Here is a 19,241-nt window from a genome sequence, read left to right as displayed (position 1 = left end):
CTTCAGCCGCCACTGAGCGCCTGCACGAGGACGAGCGTGTCGTCCGCGCGCAGCGGATGGGCAGGATCGAAGATCTGTCCGCCGTCGGCGAAGAAGCGGACGTGGCGCCGCAGCCGGCCTTGCTCGTCGATGACGCGGAAGCGGATGCCCGGATAGCGACGATCGAGGTCGGTCAGCACCGCATCCAGGGTGGCGCCCTCGGCATCGACCTCGCGCACGCCGGTGTAGGACAGCAGCGGCGTGGGAATCAGCACCTTCATGTCGCGGCGGCGCTCGGATGGCCGGTCTCGACCGCGAGGATCTCCGGCAGGTGCCGTGCGATGCACTGCCAGTGCTCACCCTCGTCGGCGCTCGTCCACAGCTCGCCGCTGGTGGTGCCGAAGTAGAGCCCCAGCGGGTCCAGCCCATCGGCGCACATCGACTGGCGCTTGACCGTCCACCACGCCTGCTGCGGCGGCAGGCCGCGGTCCAGGCGCTGCCAGCTCGCCCCGCCGTCGCGGGTGCCATACACCGCCGGGCGGCCGCCCGGGCTCGTGCGCGGCCAGACGTCGGTGCCGTCCATCGGGAAGATCCACGCGCGCTCGGCGTCGCGCGGATGCACCACGAGCGGAAAGCCGATGTCGCCGACCTCCGCAGGCATGTTGCGACCGATCCGCACCCACTCGTCGCCCGGGCGGTCGAGCCGGTACACGCCGCAGTGATTCTGCTGGTAGAGCCGGTCCGGTGCGCTCGGGCACATCCGGATGCAGTGCGGGTCGTGGAAGCTGGGGTCGGCGCGGTCGAAGCCCTCGACCACCTCGAGCCCGTTCAGGAGTGGCGCGAAGCTGCGCCCGGCGTCGCGGGACTCGTGCACGCCGCCGCCCGACATGCCGATGTACAGATGCGCGGGGTCGCGCGGGTCGATGATGATCGAATGCAGCTTGGGCCCGTCCGGCGTACCGTCCTGCACGGTGCCCATCCACCGGATGTACTGCGGGTCGTCGTTGAGGCAGGAGAACGGCGTCCAGTGCACGCCGCCGTCGGTGGAGCGGAACAGGCCCTGCGGCGAGGTGCCTGCATACCAGCAGCCGGGTTCGCCGGCGGGGGCGGGGGTGAGCCAGAAAGTGTGGTCCACCGTGCGCCCTGCAGTGCCTTGGGGGGCACGCGCGAAGGCGGGCGGCTGGACGGCCTCCGACCAGTGCCGGCCGAGGTCGGTGGAGCGGAACAGGGTGGGGCCAAGATGGCCGGTCCTGGCGGCGGCGAGCAGCGTACGGCCGTCGCGCGGGTCGAGCACCGCGTGGCTGACGATCTGGCCGAGCAGTTGGGGCCCCTCCACCCGCCAGGTCCGGCGCGCGGTGTCGCTGTGGAAGAACCAGGCGCCCTTGCGGGTCGCCACCAGCACCATGATCGTGCCCTCGGATCCGTTCATGACTGAGCTCCGCGCAGGGGCGGACCCGGAAGCCCCCGGGCCGCGCCTTTCCTGTTCTATAGACCAGGATGCTGCGGCTTGCCGGATGCAGGAGCGCGCCGCGGCGGATCGATCAGCGTCCGGAAGCGGCGTCCATGCGCGTGAAATTCGCGCCGTCGAAGGCGAGCCAGGCCGCGTGGCCGCGCCAGTCGGGCAGCACGCGGCGGATGCAGTCGTGGCCGTCCACCCGGATGCAGTGGGTGTCGGGGCGGTGGGTGTGGCCGTGCACCAGCGTGGGGTAGCCGTGTTCGCGCAGCAGCGCGGCGACCGCGTCGGCGTTGACGTCCATGATCTCCATGGCTTTTTCGGCCTTGGCGGCCTCGCTCTTCTGGCGCAGGCCGGCGATGAAGGCCTTGCGCGCGGCCAGCGGCTGGGCGAGGAAGCCGGCCTGCCAGGCGGGGTCGCGCACCTGGCGGCGGAAGGCCTGGTAGGCGAGGTCGTCGGTGCATAGCGCGTCGCCGTGGGCGAGCAGCAGGACGGGGGCGTCGGTAGCGTCTGCGTCGTCGCGATCGCCGCAGCGCACGCGCGCCGGGTCCTCGAGCAGGGTCGCGCCGATCGCCGCGGCGAAGGCCGGGCCGGCGAGCAGGTCGCGGTTGCCGGTCATGAAGAAGACCGCGGTGCCGGCGTCGGCGAGCTGACGGATCGCCGCGGCGATGCGGGCGTTGAAGGGGGTCTCGAGGTCGTCGTCGCCGGCCCAGTATTCGAACAGGTCGCCGAGGATGAAGAGGCTCGCGGCCGCGCGCGCCGGGCCGTGCAGGAAGTCGAGGAAGGCGGCGGCGTTGGCGGGCTCGTCCTCGGTCAGGTGGAGGTCGGAAATGAACAATGCCGGAAGCGCCGCGCGGGCGGCTTCCGGCATCGTGGCGGCGGCCCCGCCCGGCCGGGCCGGGGCGGAGGCGACTTGCGAAGGGTCGCGCGCGGGCACGATCAGACGACTTCGGCGCGCTCGATGATCACGTCTTCCTTCGGCACGTCCTGGTGGAAGCCGCTGGAGCCGGTCTTGACCTTGCGGATGCTGTCGACCACGTCCATGCCCTCGCTGACCTTGCCGAACACACAGTAGCCCCAGCCCTGCAGGTCGGGCGAGGTGTGGTTGAGGAAGGCGTTGTCGGCGACGTTGATGAAGAACTGCGCGGTGGCCGAGTGCGGGGCCTGGGTGCGCGCCATGGCGATGGTGCCGCGGTCGTTCTTGAGGCCGTTGTCGGCCTCGTTCTTGATCTGCTCGCCAGTGGCCTTCTGCTTCATGCCGGGCTCGAAGCCGCCGCCCTGGATCATGAAGCCGTCGATGACGCGGTGGAAGACGGTGTTGTCGTAGTGGCCGGCCTCGACGTAGGCGAGGAAGTTGGCCACGGTGACGGGGGCCTTCTCGGCGTCGAGTTCGAGGGTGATGACGCCGTGGTTGGTGTGCAGCTTGACTGCCATGGGGGTTCTCCTGGGGTGGGTCCGGTGTGGGCCCGGCAGCGTGGTCGCCGGGCAGGGGGGGTGTGGGTTCGCTTCGCGGGCTTACTTCGCAGGCTTCTTCGCCGGCGCGGCGGTGCCGACCACGCGCGCGCTCTCGACGACGATCGCCTCGACCGGGACGTTCTGGTGGAAGCCGCGGTTGGCGGTGGGCAGCTTGGCGATCTTGTCGACGACCTCCATGCCCTTGACGACCTTGCCGAACACCGCGTAGCCCCAGCCGTCGCGCGACGGGTAGTCGAGGAAGGTGTTGGGGACGAGGTTGATGAAGAACTGCGCGCTCGCCGAGTGCGGGTCGGAGGTGCGCGCCATCGCCAGGGTGCCGCGCTCGTTCTTGAGGCCGTTTTTGGCCTCGTTCTCGATCGGGGCGCGCGTGGCCTTCTGGTTCATGCTTGCGTCGAAGCCGCCGCCCTGCACCATGAAGCCGTCGATCACGCGGTGGAACACGGTGCCGTCGTAGAAGCCGTCCTTCACATACTGCACGAAGTTCTCGGCGGACTTGGGCGCCTTGTCGGCGAAGACCTCGACGACGATATCGCCCTGGCTGGTCTTGAGCTCGACCGTCGGGTTGGCGGCGAGCACCGGGAAGGCTAGGCTGGCCGCGGTGGCGAAGGCAAGCAGGTGTCGTTTCATGGGGACTCCTGGAATGGGGCGGAAGGATGGCCGCCGGGATGGCTGGAGAGCTGGCAGGACGCGGGCGCTCCGGGCAAGCCCGATGCGCGTGCCGCATGCGCTCCCGATGCACGCCGGGCGGCCGGGCCCGGGGAAGGGGGCGGAGGCGGCGTGCTATACTCGCGCGCTTGCGTGGGCCTGCCGAAGTCCGCCTCGAGCGCCGGATTCTAGCAACAAGCCCCCCCCCCTCACAATCGAGCCGCCGCCCGCGTTCCGCCTGCGGCCGGCCTCCAGCAACGACCCGCCCGCACCGATGCTCTCCATCTACAACACCCTGTCGCGCAGCAAGGAAGCCTTCACGCCCATCGAACCCGGCAAGGTCCGCATGTACGTCTGCGGCATGACGGTGTACGACTTCTGCCACCTCGGCCATGCGCGCGTGATGGTGGTGTTCGACATGGTGGCGCGCTGGCTGCGCGCGAGCGGGCTGGACGTGACCTACGTGCGCAACATCACCGACATCGACGACAAGATCATCCGCCGCGCGCAGGAGAACGGCGAGAGCATCCGCCAGCTCACCGACCGCTTCATCGCCGCGATGCACGAGGACGCCGACGCGCTCGGCGTGCTGCGCCCCGACCACGAGCCGCGCGCCACCGACTACGTCGCGCAGATGCAGTCGCTGATCTCGCGCCTGGAGCAGAAGGGCCTGGCCTACGTGGCCGGCAACCGCGACGTGTGCTACGCGGTGCGCAAGTTCGACGGCTACGGCAAGCTGTCGGGCAAGTCGCTCGACGAGTTGCGCGCCGGCGAGCGTGTGGATGTAGCGCAGGACAAGAACGACCCGCTCGACTTCGTGTTGTGGAAGCACGCCAAGGTCGAGGAGCCGGGCGAGGTGAAGTGGGCCTCGCCCTGGGGCGAGGGCCGGCCGGGCTGGCACATCGAATGCTCGGCGATGAGCTCGGACCTGCTCGGCGACCACTTCGACATCCACGGCGGCGGCATGGACCTGCAGTTTCCGCACCACGAGAACGAGATCGCCCAGTCCGAAGGCGCGCACGGCCATGCCTTCGTCAACTATTGGATGCACAACGGCTTCGTGCGCGTCGACGACGAGAAGATGTCGAAGTCGCTCGGCAACTTCTTCACCATCCGCGAGGTGCTGCAGAAGTACGATCCGGAGGTGGTGCGCTTCTTCATCCTGCGCGCGCACTACCGCAGCGCGCTCAACTACTCCGACGCCCACCTCGAGGACGCCCGCAACGCGCTCACCCGCCTGTACACCGCGCTCAAGAACGTGCCGGTGGCCGGTGAGCCGGTGGTCGACTGGAGCGAGCCCTTCGCGCAGCGCCTGCGCGCGGCGATGGACGACGACTTCAACACCGCCGAAGCGGTGGCGGTACTGTTCGAGCTCGCCAACGAGGTCAACCGCAGCGCCGCGCCGGCGCTCGCCGCGCAACTGAAGGCGCTCGGCGGCGTGCTCGGCCTGTTGGGACGCGAACCGCAGGCCTTCCTGCAGGCGGGTGCGCCCGACGCGGACGGGCTGGACGCCGACGCGATCGAGGCGAAGATCGCCGAGCGCGCGGCCGCCAAGAAGGCGAAGAACTTCGCCGAGGCCGACCGCATCCGCGCAGAGCTGACCGAGGCCGGCGTGATCCTCGAGGACGGCCCCGGCGGCACCACCTGGCGCCGCGCCTGAGCCTGCAGCGGCCAGCGGGGCGACTGCGCTGGTCGGCATCAGCGCTGTGCTGTGGCGCAGGTCACCGCGGTATCGCCAGGCGCTGCCGTGGCTGGCCGAGTTGAATCCAAACGATCCGAACCCGTACAAGGAACCCCGCACATGATCATCACCGGCTTCCAGAGCCTGCTCGACGCCGCGCGCCAGCAACCCGAACCGCAGCGCCTGCTGCTCGTCTTCACCCGCGCCGAGCTGCCGGAGAAGGCCACCGCCGAGCAGCGCGCCAAGTTCGAGCAGGGCGAGGGCGGGGCGCTGGTTCCGGTGATGTATGTGGACAAGAAGCCCGACGAGCTGCAGAGCTTCGAGGAACTGGTCGAGGAGTCGCGCCACACCGGGCAGAGCTGGGACATGATGTTCGTCGGTTGCCTGAGCGGGCAGGGCGGGCGCGAGCCGAGCGACGATACGGTGCAGAAGGCGCTCGAGACCATGATCATGTCGATCCAGGGCGGCATCGTCGCCCACCTGCTGGCCTACCGCCCGAACGGCGAGCAGGTCTGGCTGCCCGACCAGGCCGAAGGGCTGGCCTGAGCCTCTCAGTCGCGCGGCGGTCGTTGGGCGGCTGAAATCGCGACTTGCGTCGCTCCTACGGGGGACGCATCGGGCGTTGGCCGGCGTGACGGTTTCCGTGGGAGCGACGCAAGTCGCGATCGACGTTGCGAGCCGCGACGTGCGGCGGCGGGCGTGACGGTTTCCGTGGGAGCGACGCAAGTCGCGATCGACGTCGCGAGCCGCGACGCGCGGCGGCGGGCGTGACGGTTTCCGTGGGAGCGACGCAAGTCGCGATCGACGTCGCGAGCCGCGACGCGCGGCGGCGGGCGTGACGGTTTCCGTGGGAGCGACGCAAGTCGCGATCGACGTTACGAGCCGCGACGCGCGGCGGCGGGCGCGAGGCGGCTGAAACCGGGCCCGCCCCGCGCCCGCGAACAGGTGTCAGCCGCCGAAGAAGTCCCGCACCTTGTCCATCCACCCCTGCGCCTTGGGGTTGTGGCGGGTGGCGTTGCCGCTGGCGCTCTCCTCGAACTCGCGCAGCAACTCCTTCTGACGCTCGGTCAGGTTCACCGGGGTCTCGACCACCACGTGGCACATCAGGTCGCCGTGCACGTGGCTGCGCACGTTCTTGATGCCCTTGCCGCGCAGCCGGAAGACCTTGCCGCTCTGCGTCTCCGCGGGGATCTTCAGCCGCGCCATGCCTTCCAGCGTCGGGATCTCGATCTCGCCGCCGAGCGCCGCGGTGGTGATGCTGATCGGCATCTCGCAGTGCAGGTCGTCGTGGTCGCGCTCGAACACCGCGTGCTTGCGGATGTGGATCTCGACGTAGAGGTCGCCCGGCGGGCCGCCGTTGAGGCCGGGCTCGCCGTGGCCGGCGTGGCGCAGGCGCATGCCGTCGTCGATGCCGGCGGGGATCTTCACCTCGAGCGTCTTCTGCTTCTTGGTGCGGCCGGCGCCGCCGCAGTCGCGGCACGGGTCGGGGATGATCTTGCCGCTGCCGTGGCACTTCGGGCAGGTCTGCTGGATCGAGAAGAAGCCTTGCTGCACGCGCACCTGGCCGTGGCCCTGGCAGGTCGGGCAGGGTTTGGGATGGGTGCCGGGCTTGGCGCCGCTGCCGTGGCAGGTGCCGCACTCCTCGACGGTGGGGATGCGGATCGTCTTCTCGGCGCCGCGCGCGGCCTCTTCCAGGGTGATCTCGAGGTTGTAGCGCAGGTCGGCGCCGCGATAGACGTTTGAGCGCCCGCCGCGTCCGCCGCCCCCGAAGAGGTCGCCGAAGATGTCGCCGAAGGCGTCGGCGAAGCCGTCGAAGCCCTGCGCGCCGGGGCCCGCGCCCATCGACGGATCGACGCCGGCGTGGCCGTAGCGGTCGTAGGCAGCCTTCTTCTGCGGGTCGGAGAGCATCTCGTAGGCCTCCTTGGCCTCCTTGAACTTCTCCTCGGCTTCCTTGTTGTCCGGATTGCGGTCCGGATGAAACTTCATGGCCAGCTTGCGGTAGGCCTTCTTGATCTCGTCGTCGCCGGCGTCGCGGTTGACGCCCAGGACTTCGTAGTAATCGCGTTTGGACATGGTGCTGCGCTCAGTCTGGTCTCAAGCAAAGGCCGAGCCGGCACCGGAGCAGGGCTCCGGCGGGGCTCGGCCGCGAAGGATTCGCCAGAACGACGATTACTTCTTGTCCTTCACTTCGGTGAATTCGGCATCCACCACGTCGGCGTCGTCGGCCTTGCCGCCGGCCTGCTGGCCGCCCGCTCCCGCACCTGGCTGGGCGCCGCCTTCGGCCTGGGCCTGGGCGTACATGTGCTCGCCGAGCTTCTGCGCGGCCATCGCCAGGGCCTGGCTCTTGGCTTCGATGCTGTCCTTGTCGCCGCTCTTGATCGACTCTTCGGCCTCCTTCATCGCGGCTTCGATCTTGGACTTCTCGTCGTCGGAGAGCTTGTCGCCGTACTCGGTCAGCGCCTTCTTGGTCGAGTGGATCAGCGCGTCACACTGGTTGCGCGCGTCGACCAACTCGTGGGCCTTCTTGTCTTCCTCGGCGTGCGCCTCGGCGTCGCGCACCATGCGCTGGACTTCCTCGTCCGACAGGCCGGAGTTGGCCTGGATCTTGATCTTGTTCTCCTTGCCGGTCGCCTTGTCCTTGGCCGACACGTGCAGGATGCCGTTGGCGTCGATGTCGAAGGTGACCTCGATCTGCGGCATGCCGCGCGGCGCCGGCGGGATGTCGGAGAGGTTGAACTGGCCCAGGCTCTTGTTGCCCGAGGCCATCTCGCGCTCGCCCTGCAGGACGTGGATGGTCACGGCCGACTGGTTGTCGTCGGCGGTCGAGAAGACCTGGCTGGCCTTGGTCGGGATCGTGGTGTTCTTCTGGATCAGCTTGGTCATCACGCCGCCCAGGGTCTCGATGCCCAGCGACAGCGGGGTGACGTCGAGCAGCAGCACGTCCTTGACCTCGCCCTGCAGCACGCCGCCCTGGATGGAGGCGCCCACCGCCACGGCCTCATCAGGGTTGACGTCACGGCGCGGCTCCTTGGCGAAGAACTCCTTCACGCGGTCGATGACCTTGGGCATGCGGGTCTGGCCGCCGACCAGGATCACGTCGTCGATGTCCGAGACCTTGAGGCCGGCGTCCTTGAGCGCGATGCGGCAGGGCTCGATCGAGCGCTCGATCAGGTCTTCCACCAGCGACTCGAACTTGGCGCGGGTGATCTTGATCGCGAGGTGCTTTGGGCCCGAGGCGTCGGCGGTGATGTAGGGCAGGTTGATCTCGGTCTGCTGGCCGGAGGACAGCTCGATCTTGGCCTTCTCGGCGGCTTCCTTCAGGCGCTGCAGTGCGAGCACGTCGTTCTTGAGATCGACGCCCTGTTCCTTTTTGAACTCGGTGACGATGTAGTCGATGATGCGCTGGTCGAAGTCCTCGCCACCCAGGAAGGTGTCGCCGTTGGTCGCCAGCACCTCGAACTGGTGCTCGCCGTCGAGGTCGGCGATCTCGATGATCGAGATGTCGAAGGTGCCGCCGCCGAGGTCATACACCGCGATCTTGGAGTCGCCCGGCTTCTTGTCCATGCCGAAGGCGAGCGCGGCCGCGGTGGGCTCGTTGATGATGCGCTTGACTTCCAGGCCGGCGATGCGGCCGGCGTCCTTGGTGGCCTGACGCTGGCTGTCGTTGAAGTAGGCCGGCACGGTGATGACCGCTTCGGTGACTTCCTCGCCGAGGTAGTCCTCGGCGGTCTTCTTCATCTTGCGCAGGATCTCGGCGGAGACCTGCGGCGGCGCGATCTTCTTGCCGCGCACTTCCACCCAGGCGTCGCCGTTGTCGGCCTTGGTGATGGTGAAGGGCATCAGGTCGATGTCCTTCTGCACTTCCTTCTCCTGGAAGCGACGGCCGATCAGGCGCTTGATCGCGAACAGGGTGTTCTTGGCGTTGGTGACCGCCTGGCGCTTGGCCGGCGCGCCGACCAGGATCTCGCCGTCTTCGGCGTAGGCGACCACCGAGGGGGTGGTGCGCGCGCCTTCGGAGTTCTCGATGACCTTCGGCTTGCCGCCTTCCATCACGGAGACGCAGCTGTTGGTGGTGCCGAGGTCGATACCGATGATCTTGCCCATGAGAGTTCCTTTTTCGTCTGGATTCGGGTGGCGCGGCCTGTGGCGCGCCGGTCTGGTTCGAATATGGGGCGGGCGGACGCGCTTTCAAGCGCGCCGCGCGAATTTGCCTGCGGGGGTTACTGGGCCTTGCCCTTGGAGACCATCACCATCGCCGGGCGGATGACGCGCTCGCTGAGCAGGTAGCCCTTCTGCAGCACGGTGACGACGGTGTTGGGCTCGGCATCGGCCTCGACCATGCTGATCGCCTGGTGCTTGTTGGGGTCGAACTTCTGCCCGAGCGGGTTCTCCTCGGCGAGCTTGGCGCCCTCGAACGCGGAGATCAGCTGCCGGAGGGTGAGCTCCACGCCCTCGCGCATCTTCTCGACGGTCTGGTTCTCGGTGGCGAGCGCGGCCTCCAGGCTGTCCTTGACCGGCAGCATCGCGGTGGCGAACTTCTCGGCGGCGAATTTGGAGGCCTTGGCGATGTCGTCCTGCGCGCGTCGGCGCAGGTTTTCGGTCTCGGCCTTGGCGCGCAGCCAGGCGTCGTGGTGCTCGGCGGCCTTCAGCTCGGCCTGGCGCAGCGCCTCCTCGAGGCTCGGCATGCTGTCGATGCCGTTCTCCGGCGCGGTGTCCGCCGCCGCAGCGGCGGCCTGGAGGTCGAGCTCCGGGCCTCGCTGCGCGGGCTGCTGCGCGCCGCCCTGCGCGGCCTGTTCCGCCGGCTGGTCGGTGGGGTTCTGGCTGGCCTGGTTCGGGTCCTGCATGTCGGTTGGCTCCGTGTTGGAATGCGAAACAGCCGGGTACTTGGGGACGGTCTGCGCGAGTTCAAGAGGCGCGGCGGAAAAATGTCCGACGGGCTAGCATCGTCCGCGGCATGCGCCCGCGAACGAAGGCCGGCGATGGTGGCATGGTAAGATCACATGTTTTGGTTTTCGCGGCTCGCCCGCCTTGAAGCATGACCCAGTTCGCCAAGGAAACCCTGCCGATCAGCCTCGAAGAGGAGATGCGCCACTCCTACCTCGATTACGCGATGAGCGTGATCGTGGGGCGGGCGCTCCCCGATGCGCGCGACGGCCTCAAGCCGGTGCATCGGCGCGTGCTGTTCGCGATGCACGAACTGTCCAACGACTGGAACCGCGCCTACAAGAAGTCGGCGCGTATCGTCGGCGACGTCATCGGCAAGTACCACCCGCACGGCGACACCGCGGTGTACGACACCATCGTGCGCATGGCGCAGGACTTCTCGCTGCGCTACATGCTGGTCGATGGCCAGGGCAACTTCGGCTCGGTCGACGGCGACAACGCGGCGGCAATGCGATACACCGAGATCCGCATGGCGCGCATCGGCCATGAGCTGCTGGCCGACATCGACAAGGAGACGGTGGACTTCGGGCCGAACTACGACGGCTCGGAGAAGGAGCCGCTGGTCCTGCCCGCGCGCATCCCCAACCTGCTGATCAACGGCTCGGCCGGCATCGCGGTGGGCATGGCGACCAACATCCCGCCGCACAACCTGGGCGAGATCGTCGACGCCTGCCTGAAGCTGCTCGCCGAGCCCGACACCGACATCGAGGCCCTGATCGACATCGTGCAGGCGCCCGACTTCCCCACCGCCGGCCTGATCTACGGCCTGGCCGGCGTGCGCGAGGGCTACCGCACCGGCCGCGGCCGCGTGATCATGCGCGCGCGCACGCACTTCGAGCCGATCGGCAAGACCGATCGCCAGGCCATCATCGTCGACGAGCTGCCCTACCAGGTGAACAAGCGCACCCTGCAGGAGCGCATGGCCGAGCTGGTCAACGAGAAGAAGATCGAGGGCATCAGCGAGATCCGCGACGAGTCGGACAAGTCGGGCATGCGCCTGGTGATCGAGCTCAAGCGCGGCGAGATGCCCGAGGTGGTGCTGAACAAGCTGTTCAAGCACACCCAGCTGCAGGACAGCTTCGGCATGAACATGGTGGCGCTGGTCGACGGCAAGCCGCGCCTGCTCAACCTCAAGCAGATGCTGGTGTGCTTCCTCGAGCACCGCCGCGAGGTCGTTACCCGCCGCACCATCTTCGAGCTGCGCAAGGCGCGCGATCGTGGCCACATCCTCGAAGGCCTGGCGGTGGCGCTGTCCAACGTCGACGAGATCATCGCGCTGATCAAGGCCGCGCCCACGCCGGCCGATGCCAAGCGCGAGCTGATGGCGCGCGAGTGGCGCTCGGCGCTGGTCGAGGAGATGCTGTCGCGCGCCCTGGCCGACAGCTACCGGCCGGAAGGGCTGGATCCGCAGTACGGGCTGCAGGCGCAGGGTTACCGCCTGTCCGAAGCCCAGGCCCAGGCCATCCTCGAATTGCGCCTGCAGCGTCTGACCGGGCTGGAGCAGGACAAGATCGTCGGCGAATACCGCGAGGTCATGGACGTCATCACCGACCTGCTCGACATCCTCGCCCGCCCCGAGCGCATCACCGCGATCATCGTCGAGGAGCTCGGCGCGATCCGCAACCAGTTCGGCGATCCGCGCCGCTCCGAGCTGGTGATGAACACCGCCGAGATCAACATCGAGGACCTGATCACGCCGGAAGACATGGTCGTGACCCTGTCGCACACCGGCTACTTCAAGCGCCAGCCGCTCGCCGACTACCGCGCCCAGCGCCGCGGTGGCCGCGGCAAGCAGGCGACCTCGATGAAGGACGAGGACTTCATCGACCACCTCTTCGTCGCCAACACTCACGACACGGTGCTGTGCTTCTCCAACCGCGGGCGCTGCTACTGGCTCAAGGTGTACGAGGTCCCCGAGGGCACGCGCAACTCGCGCGGCAAGCCGATCGTGAACCTCTTCCCGCTGGTGGAAGGCGAGAAGATCACCGCGGTGCTGCCGATCAAGGAGTTCGACGAGGAGCACTTCGTGTTCATGGCGACCTCGGAAGGCACGGTCAAGAAGACCGCGCTCACCGCGTTCTCCAATCCGCGCAAGGCCGGCATCATCGCGGTCAACCTGGACGACGGCGACCACCTGATCGGGGTGGCGATCACCGACGGCCAGTGCGACGTGATGCTGTTCTCCGACGCCGGCAAGGCGGTGCGCTTCGCCGAGACCGACGTGCGCCCGATGGGGCGCGACGCGCGCGGCGTGCGCGGCATGACGCTGGAGGACGGTCAGGCGGTGATCGCGATGCTGGTGGCCAAGGACGAGTCGCAGTCGGTGCTGACCGCGACCGAGAACGGCTACGGCAAGCGCACCCCGGTGGCGGAATACACCCGCCACGGCCGCGGCACCAAGGGCATGATCGCGATCCAGACCAGCGACCGCAACGGCAGGCTGGTGGGCGCGGTGCTGGTCGAGCCGAGCGACGAGGTGATGCTGATCTCCACCGGCGGCGTGCTGATCCGCACCAGCGTCGAGAGCATCCGCGAGATGGGCCGCTCGACCCAGGGCGTGACCCTGATCAACCTGGACGAGGGCACCTTCCTCGCCAGCATCGAGAAGGTGGCCGAGTCCGAGTCGGACGAGAGCATGCGTGCCAGCGGCGAGGGCGCCGAGGGCGGCGAGGCCGAAGGCGGCGCACAAGCCGCGCCGGGCGAGGGCGAGGCCCCCGCTGCGGACGAGGAAGGAGAGGCCTGATGAGTCGCGTGTGGAACTTCAGCGCCGGTCCCGCGGTGCTGCCCGAAGAGGTGCTGCGCCAGGCCGCCGACGAGATGCTCGACTGGCACGGCAGCGGCATGGGCGTCATGGAGATGAGCCATCGCGGCAAGGAATTCACCGCGATCGCCGCCCAGGCCGAGGCCGACCTGCGCGAGCTGCTCGCGGTGCCGGCCGGCTACCGCGTCCTCTTCATGCAGGGCGGGGCCATCGCCGAGAACGCGATCATCCCGATGAACCTGATGGGCGACAGGCGCGTGGCCGACTACGTGGTCACCGGTTCGTGGTCGCAGAAGTCGCAGAAGGAAGCGCGCAAGTACGCCGAGGTGAACATCGCCGCCTCGTCCGAGGCGGGTGGCTTCACCACCGTGCCGGCGATGGCGGAGTGGAGGTTGTCGGCCGACCCGGCCTACGTGTTCACCTGCACCAACGAGACCATCGGCGGCCTCGAGTACCCCTTCGAGCCCGACCTCGCGCAGATCGGCCGCGGCGAGGTGCCGGTGGTGGCCGACATGTCCTCGCACATCCTGTCGCGGGTGATCGACGTCTCGAAGTACGGCCTCATCTTCGGCGGCGCGCAGAAGAACATCGGCCCGGCGGGTCTCACCATCGTGATCGTGCGCGAGGACCTGCTCGGGCGCGCGATGCCGCACTGCCCCACCGCCTTCGACTTCAAGACCGTGGCCGACAACGGCTCGATGTACAACACGCCGCCCACCTACGGCATCTACATCGCCGGGCTGGTCTTCCAGTGGCTCAAGCGCCAGGGCGGGGTGGCGGCGATCGAGGCGCAGAACGTCGCCAAGGCGAAGCTGCTGTACGACTTCCTCGACGCCAGCGATTTCTACGAGAATCGCATCGACCCGGCCTGCCGTTCGCGCATGAACGTGCCCTTCTTCCTCAAGGACGAGACCTTGAACGACGCCTTCCTCGCCGAGGCCAAGGCCGCCGGGCTGGTGCAGCTGAAGGGCCACAAGTCGGTCGGCGGCATGCGCGCGTCGATCTACAACGCGATGCCGCTCGCGGGCGTGCAGGCGCTGGTCGACTTCATGCGCGACTTCGCCGCCCGCCGCGGCTGAGGCCGCGCGGGGCAGGGCAAGGCGGGACGGAAACACGGGACAACATCAGGACGCAAGCCGGAGGGGCCACGGGCCGAGCATGAGCGACGAACTGCTGAAACTGCGCAACGAGATCGACCGCATCGACGAGGAAATCCTCGCCCGCCTCGCCGAGCGCGCGCGCTGCGCGCAGCGCGTGGGCGAGATCAAGCGCGGGGTGATGTATTACCGCCCCGAGCGCGAGGCGCAGGTGCTGCGCCGGCTGGCCGAGCTCAACCCCGGCCCGCTGTCTTCCGATGCGGTGAAGACCATCTTCCGCGAGGTGATGTCGGCCTGCCTCGGGCTGGAGCAGCCGCTGCGCGTGGCCTACCTCGGCCCCGCCGGCACCTTCTCCGAGAGCGCCAGCCGCAAGCACTTCGGTTCCGCGCCCAACTTCCTGGCGATGGCGGCGATCGACGACGTCTTCCGCGCGGTGGAAGCCGGCAATGCCGACTACGGCGTGGTGCCGGTGGAGAACTCCACCGAGGGCGCGGTCGGCGGCACGCTCGATCTGCTGCTGGCCAACCCGCTCAAGGTCTGCGGCGAGGTGCGCCTGCGCATCCACCAGCAGCTGATGTCGCGCGCCGAGGGCATCGGCGCCGCCCGCCGCATCTACTCGCACGCGCAGTCGCTGGCGCAGTGCCACGAGTGGCTCAACCGCAACCTCCCGCACCTGCCGCGCATCCCGGTGGCGAGCAACGCCGAGGCCGCGCGCATGGCCTCCGAGGATCCAGAGTCCTGCGCCATCGCCGGCGACGCCGCGGCGCAGCTCTACGGGCTCAACATCCTCGCGCCCAACATCGAGGACGATCCCAACAACACGACGCGCTTCCTGGTCATCGCCGACCACGACGCCGGGCCCTCGGGCAAGGACCGCACCTCGCTGGTGTTCTCCGCACCCAACCGGCCGGGGGCGATCCACAGCCTGCTCGAGCCGATGGCCCGCCACGGCGTGGACATGACCAAGCTGCAGTCGCGCCCGGCGCGCTCCGGGCTGTGGGAGTACGTGTTCTACGCCGACATCAACGGCCACCGCGAAGACCCCGAGGTGGCGGCCGCGCTGCGCGAGCTCGACGAGCGCGCCGCCTTCGTGAAGATCATCGGTTCCTATCCGGTCGCGGCGATCTGAGCGCGGCCCCGATTGCACACCAGGCCCGCGCGGGGAGTGCGGGCCGCAGCAGGAGACGACCCATGAGCATTGCCAGTCTTGCCCCCGACTACATCCGCGCGATCATGGCCTACCAGCCGGGCAAGCCGATCTCGGAGCTCGCCCGCGAGATGGGAATCCCCGAGGAGAGCATCGTCAAGCTCGCCTCCAACGAGAACCCGCTCGGCATGAGCGCGCGCGCGCGCGATGCCGCGATCGCCGCGATCGGCGAGGTCTCGCGCTATCCGGACGGCGGCGCGTTCGCGCTCAAGAAGGCCTTGTGCGAACGCTTCGGCGTCAAGCCCGAGCAGCTCGTGATCGGCAACGGCTCGAACGACATCCTCGAGCTGGCCTCGCAGGCCTTCCTCGCGCCGGGGCTGTCGGCGGTGTATTCGCGTCACGCCTTCGCGGTCTATCCGCTCGCCACCAACGCGCGCGGCGCGCGCGGCATCGAGGTGGCGGCGAAGAACTTCGGCCACGACCTCGACGCCATGGCGGCGGCGATCGAGCCGCAGACCCGTGTCGTCTTCATCGCCAACCCGAACAACCCCACCGGCACCTTCGTCCCGGGCGCCGAGCTCGAGGCCTTCCTCGCCAAGGTCCCGCGCCACGTGCTGGTGGTGCTCGACGAGGCCTACACCGAATACCTCGCCCCCGAGCAGCGCTACGACTCGATCGCCTGGCTGGCGCGCTTCCCCAACCTGCTGGTGTCGCGCACCTTCTCCAAGGCCTACGGCCTGGCCGGCCTGCGCGTGGGCTACGGCATCGCCCACCCCGAGGTGGCCGACCTGATGAACCGGGTGCGCCAGCCCTTCAACGTGTCCTCGGTGGCGCTCGCCGCGGCCGAGGCGGCGCTCGGCGACGACGAATTCCTCGCCCGCAGCGCCGAGCTCAACCGCCGCGGCATGACGCAGCTCGTCGCCGCTTTCCGCGAACTCGGCCTCGAATGGATCCCCTCGGCCGGCAACTTCGTCACCTTCAAGGTGGGCGACGCGATCGGGGTGAACCAGGCGCTGCTGCGCCAGGGCGTGATCGTGCGTCCGATCGCCGCCTACGGCATGCCGCACTGGCTGCGCGTGTCGATCGGTCTGCCCGAGGAAAACGCGCGCTTCATCGAGGCGCTGCGCCAGGCGCTCGCCTGAGCAGGGGGCGGACGATGGCGCACATCGGCAAGCTGGTCGTCTGCGGGGTCGGGCTGATCGGCGGCTCCTTCGCGCTCGCGCTGCGGCGCGCGGGCGCGGTCGAGCGCATCGTCGGCATCGGCCGCCGGCGCGAAGTGCTCGAGCGCGCGTGCGCGCTCGGCGTGATCGACGAGATCGCCGAGGGCTGGGCGGATGCGCTCGACGGCGCCGACCTGGTGCTGCTCGCCGCGCCGGTGGGGCAGACCGACGCGATCCTCGCCGCGATGGCGCCGCACCTGCGCCCCGGCACCATCGTCACCGACGCCGGCAGCACCAAACGCGACGTGGTCGCCGCGTTGCGCACCCACCTGGGTGGCGCGCTCGCCGACGTGGTGCCGGCGCACCCGATCGCCGGCGCCGAGAAGAGCGGGGTCGAGGCCGCCTTCGCCGAGCTCTACATGGGCCGCAAGGTGGTGCTGACGCCGCTGCCCGAGAGTCGCCCCGAGGCCGTCCAGAAGGTGCGCGACGCGTGGGAGGCCTGCGGCGCCAACGTGGTCGGCATGACACCGCAGGAGCACGACCGCGTGTTCGCCGCGGTGAGCCACCTGCCGCACCTGCTCGCCTTCGGCCTGGTCGACGACCTCGCCGGGCGCAGCAACGCGCCGCTGCTGTTCTCGCATGCGGCGAGCGGTTTCCGCGACTTCACCCGCATCGCCGGCAGTCATCCCGAGATGTGGCGCGACATCTGCGTCGCCAACCGGGTCGCGCTGCTCGAGGAACTCGATGCCTACCTCGGCGAGCTCGCGCGCTTGCGCATGATGCTGGTCGAGGGCGATGGCGACGGCCTGGAGGCGGTGTTCGAGCGCGCCCGGCACGCGCGCAACGCCTGGGCCGAGGGGCTGCCGATCCGTACCGCCGAGTGAGCCTGCGCTTTTTCCTGTTTCGCGGGGACGGCCCCGTTTTCTGAGGTCATGATGGAATTTCTCGATCTGCCCCCGATGCTGGGCGCCGCCGGCAGCGTCCGCCTGCCCGGCTCGAAGAGCATCTCCAACCGCGTGCTGCTGCTGGCCGCGCTCGCCGAGGGCGAGACCGACATTCGCGACCTGCTGCTGTCGGACGACGTCGAACGCATGCTCGAGGCCCTGCGCGCACTCGGCGTGGACTGGCGGCGCGAGGGCGACAGCCTGAACTACCGTGTATGCGGCGTCGGCGGCCCCTTCCCGGTCAAGACCGGCGATCTCTTCCTCGGCAACGCCGGCACCGCCTTCCGGCCGCTCACCGCGGCGCTCGCGCTGTCGGGCGGCGAGTACCGCCTGTCGGGCGTACCGCGCATGCACGAGCGCCCGATCGGCGACCTCGTCGACGCGCTGCGCCAGCTCGGCGCCGACATCACCTGCACCGCCAACGAGGGCTACCCTCCGCTGCATCTCAAGCCCGCCACGATCCGTCCCGGTGGCGTGGTGCGCGTGCGTGGCGATGTCTCCAGCCAGTTCCTCACCGCGCTGCTGATGGCGCTGCCGCTGACCGGAGTGGAGACCACGATCGAGGTGGTGGGCGAGCTCATCTCCAAGCCCTACATCCGCATCACCCTCGAGCTGATGGCGCGCTTCGGCGTGCAGGTCGGGCAGCAGGGCTGGGAGCGCTTCGTGGTGCCGGGCGGCGCGCGCTACCGCAGCCCGGGCACGGTGTTCGTCGAGGGCGACGCCTCTTCGGCATCCTATTTCCTCGCCGCCGGGGCGATCGGTGGTGGGCCGGTGCGGGTGGAAGGCGTGGGGCGGACCAGCATCCAGGGCGACGTGCGCTTCGCCGAGGCGCTGGAGCAACTCGGCGCGCGCATCACCCTGGGCGACAACTGGATCGAGGCCGCGGCGCCCGCCGGCGGCGTGCTGAAGGCCTTCGACCTCGACCTCAACCACATCCCCGACGCGGCGATGACGCTGGCGGTGGCGGCGCTGTTCGCCGACGGGCCGTGCCGGCTGCGCAACATCGCGAGCTGGCGGGTCAAGGAGACCGACCGCATCGCCGCGATGGCGACCGAGCTGCGCAAGCTCGGCGCCGAGGTGGAGGAGGGCGCCGACTACCTGGTGGTGCAGCGCCCGCCGCGCCTGCAGCCGGCGGCGATCGACACCTACGACGACCACCGCATGGCGATGTGCTTCTCGCTGGCGAGCCTGGGGGGCTGCCGCGTGCGCATCAACGACCCGAAGTGCGTGAACAAGACCTTCCCCGGCTATTTCGAGGCCTTTGCGCAGGTGGCGCGGCCGGTGCCGGTGCTGGCCATCGATGGTCCCTCGGCCTCGGGCAAGGGCACGGTGGCGGCGCGCGTCGCCGAGACGCTGGGCTGGCACTACCTCGACAGCGGCTCGCTCTACCGCCTGGTGGCGCTGGCCGCGATGCGCGCGGGAGTGGCCTTCGACGACGAGGCCGGCGTGGCCGCGCTCGCCGCGGGTCTGCCGGCGCGCTTCGAGGGCGGGCGGGTGCTGTTGGGAGAGGGCGCGGACCGCGACGTCACCGACGAGATCCGCTCCGAGGCCTGCTCGGTCGGCGCCTCGAAGGTCGCCGTGCTGCCGGCGGTGCGTGCGGCCCTGCTCGACCGCCAGCGCGACTACCGCGCGGCCCCCGGCCTGGTGGCCGAAGGCCGCGACATGGGCTCGGTGATCTTCCCCGATGCAGGGCTCAAGGTCTTCCTCACCGCCTCGGCCGAGGCGCGCGCCGAACGCCGCCATAAGCAGTTGATCGAAAAGGGTTTGGCTGCTAACATGGAAAATCTTCTGAAAGACCTTCAGGAACGGGATGCGCGCGATGCCGCCCGGCCTGTGGCGCCACTCGTGAAGCTGCCGGATGCGGCCCTGCTCGACACCACTCAACGGGACGTCGACGAGGCCGTCGCCTTCGTTCTCGATCTCGTCGGGCGGGGGGGCAAGTCGTCCGGTTGAA

The 19,241-nt window shown here is 69.3% G+C and carries 16 protein-coding genes; 8 read left to right on the top strand and 8 right to left on the bottom strand.

All coding sequences use genetic code 11. The features are described from left to right. Window positions 1–2: 2 nt before the first annotated feature. From TMZ1T_RS14590 to TMZ1T_RS14570, 5 genes are all read right to left on the bottom strand, one after another. On the bottom strand, window positions 3–260 hold the full coding sequence (locus TMZ1T_RS14590; protein ID WP_004322216.1) for a MoaD/ThiS family protein: 258 nt from the start codon (window positions 258–260) through the stop codon (window positions 3–5). Then, entirely contained in the window at window positions 257–1,408 is a 1,152-nt protein-coding gene (locus tag TMZ1T_RS14585; protein WP_004322217.1) for a beta propeller repeat protein, read from the bottom strand. Before TMZ1T_RS14585 ends, TMZ1T_RS14590 begins: the two co-directional genes overlap by 4 nt. A gap of 112 nt (window positions 1,409–1,520) precedes the next feature. Then, window positions 1,521–2,303: a UDP-2,3-diacylglucosamine diphosphatase gene (locus TMZ1T_RS14580; RefSeq protein WP_004322219.1), complete on the bottom strand. Its 783-nt coding sequence runs from the start codon at window positions 2,301–2,303 to the stop codon at window positions 1,521–1,523. Window positions 2,304–2,371: 68 nt separating this feature from the next. Beyond that, a complete protein-coding gene (locus TMZ1T_RS14575) occupies window positions 2,372–2,866 on the bottom strand; it encodes a peptidylprolyl isomerase (RefSeq protein ID WP_004322220.1) in 495 nt (164 codons plus the stop codon). 81 nt (window positions 2,867–2,947) lie between these two features. After that, window positions 2,948–3,535, bottom strand: a complete 588-nt coding sequence (locus TMZ1T_RS14570; protein ID WP_004322221.1) for a peptidylprolyl isomerase — start codon at window positions 3,533–3,535, stop codon at window positions 2,948–2,950. A 292-nt stretch (window positions 3,536–3,827) separates the two neighbouring features. Between TMZ1T_RS14570 and cysS the strand changes: the two genes are divergently transcribed. Both cysS and TMZ1T_RS14560 read left to right on the top strand, forming a co-directional pair. Continuing rightward, complete coding sequence (gene cysS / locus TMZ1T_RS14565) at window positions 3,828–5,213, top strand: cysteine--tRNA ligase (protein ID WP_012585797.1); 1,386 nt, start codon at window positions 3,828–3,830, stop codon at window positions 5,211–5,213. Between the two features lie 141 nt (window positions 5,214–5,354). Beyond that, window positions 5,355–5,780 carry a hypothetical protein gene (locus TMZ1T_RS14560; protein WP_004328313.1) on the top strand — a complete coding sequence of 142 codons (426 nt, stop codon included), beginning with the start codon at window positions 5,355–5,357 and terminating at the stop codon, window positions 5,778–5,780. Window positions 5,781–6,182: 402 nt separating this feature from the next. Here the strand turns inward: TMZ1T_RS14560 and dnaJ are convergent, their stop codons facing one another. From dnaJ to grpE, 3 genes are all read right to left on the bottom strand, one after another. Continuing rightward, on the bottom strand, window positions 6,183–7,307 hold the full coding sequence (dnaJ, locus tag TMZ1T_RS14555; protein WP_004298989.1) for a molecular chaperone DnaJ: 1,125 nt from the start codon (window positions 7,305–7,307) through the stop codon (window positions 6,183–6,185). A 96-nt stretch (window positions 7,308–7,403) separates the two neighbouring features. Continuing rightward, window positions 7,404–9,338 carry a molecular chaperone DnaK gene (dnaK, locus tag TMZ1T_RS14550; RefSeq protein ID WP_004298992.1) on the bottom strand — a complete coding sequence of 645 codons (1,935 nt, stop codon included), beginning with the start codon at window positions 9,336–9,338 and terminating at the stop codon, window positions 7,404–7,406. A gap of 116 nt (window positions 9,339–9,454) precedes the next feature. Next, entirely contained in the window at window positions 9,455–10,078 is a 624-nt protein-coding gene (gene grpE, locus TMZ1T_RS14545) for a nucleotide exchange factor GrpE (RefSeq protein WP_004298995.1), read from the bottom strand. A 191-nt stretch (window positions 10,079–10,269) separates the two neighbouring features. On the opposite strand from grpE, the gene gyrA reads away from it, so the two are divergent. From gyrA to TMZ1T_RS14515, 6 genes are all read left to right on the top strand, one after another. Then, window positions 10,270–12,921 (top strand): DNA gyrase subunit A, encoded by a 2,652-nt coding sequence (gyrA, locus tag TMZ1T_RS14540; RefSeq protein ID WP_012585796.1) that lies wholly within the window; start codon window positions 10,270–10,272, stop codon window positions 12,919–12,921. Beyond that, window positions 12,921–14,018 (top strand): 3-phosphoserine/phosphohydroxythreonine transaminase, encoded by a 1,098-nt coding sequence (serC, locus tag TMZ1T_RS14535; protein WP_012585795.1) that lies wholly within the window; start codon window positions 12,921–12,923, stop codon window positions 14,016–14,018. The genes gyrA and serC overlap by 1 nt, the downstream gene beginning before the upstream one ends. 79 nt (window positions 14,019–14,097) lie before the next feature. Further along, entirely contained in the window at window positions 14,098–15,165 is a 1,068-nt protein-coding gene (gene pheA / locus TMZ1T_RS14530; RefSeq protein WP_012585794.1) for a prephenate dehydratase, read from the top strand. 62 nt (window positions 15,166–15,227) lie between these two features. Continuing rightward, a complete protein-coding gene (gene hisC / locus TMZ1T_RS14525) occupies window positions 15,228–16,325 on the top strand; it encodes a histidinol-phosphate transaminase (protein WP_004299041.1) in 1,098 nt (365 codons plus the stop codon). Window positions 16,326–16,339: 14 nt separating this feature from the next. Next, window positions 16,340–17,227: a prephenate dehydrogenase gene (locus TMZ1T_RS14520; RefSeq protein ID WP_004299043.1), complete on the top strand. Its 888-nt coding sequence runs from the start codon at window positions 16,340–16,342 to the stop codon at window positions 17,225–17,227. A 51-nt stretch (window positions 17,228–17,278) separates the two neighbouring features. Then, window positions 17,279–19,240 (top strand): bifunctional 3-phosphoshikimate 1-carboxyvinyltransferase/cytidylate kinase, encoded by a 1,962-nt coding sequence (locus TMZ1T_RS14515; protein WP_012585793.1) that lies wholly within the window; start codon window positions 17,279–17,281, stop codon window positions 19,238–19,240. Window position 19,241 lies beyond the last annotated feature (1 nt).

Origin of the sequence: Thauera aminoaromatica (assembly GCF_000021765.1) — a bacterium.
In the GTDB taxonomy this organism is placed as follows: Bacteria; Pseudomonadota; Gammaproteobacteria; order Burkholderiales; family Rhodocyclaceae; genus Thauera; species Thauera aminoaromatica.
The sequence above is the reverse complement of the archived record's forward strand: the minus strand, read 5'-3'. Positions and strand labels throughout refer to the sequence as shown.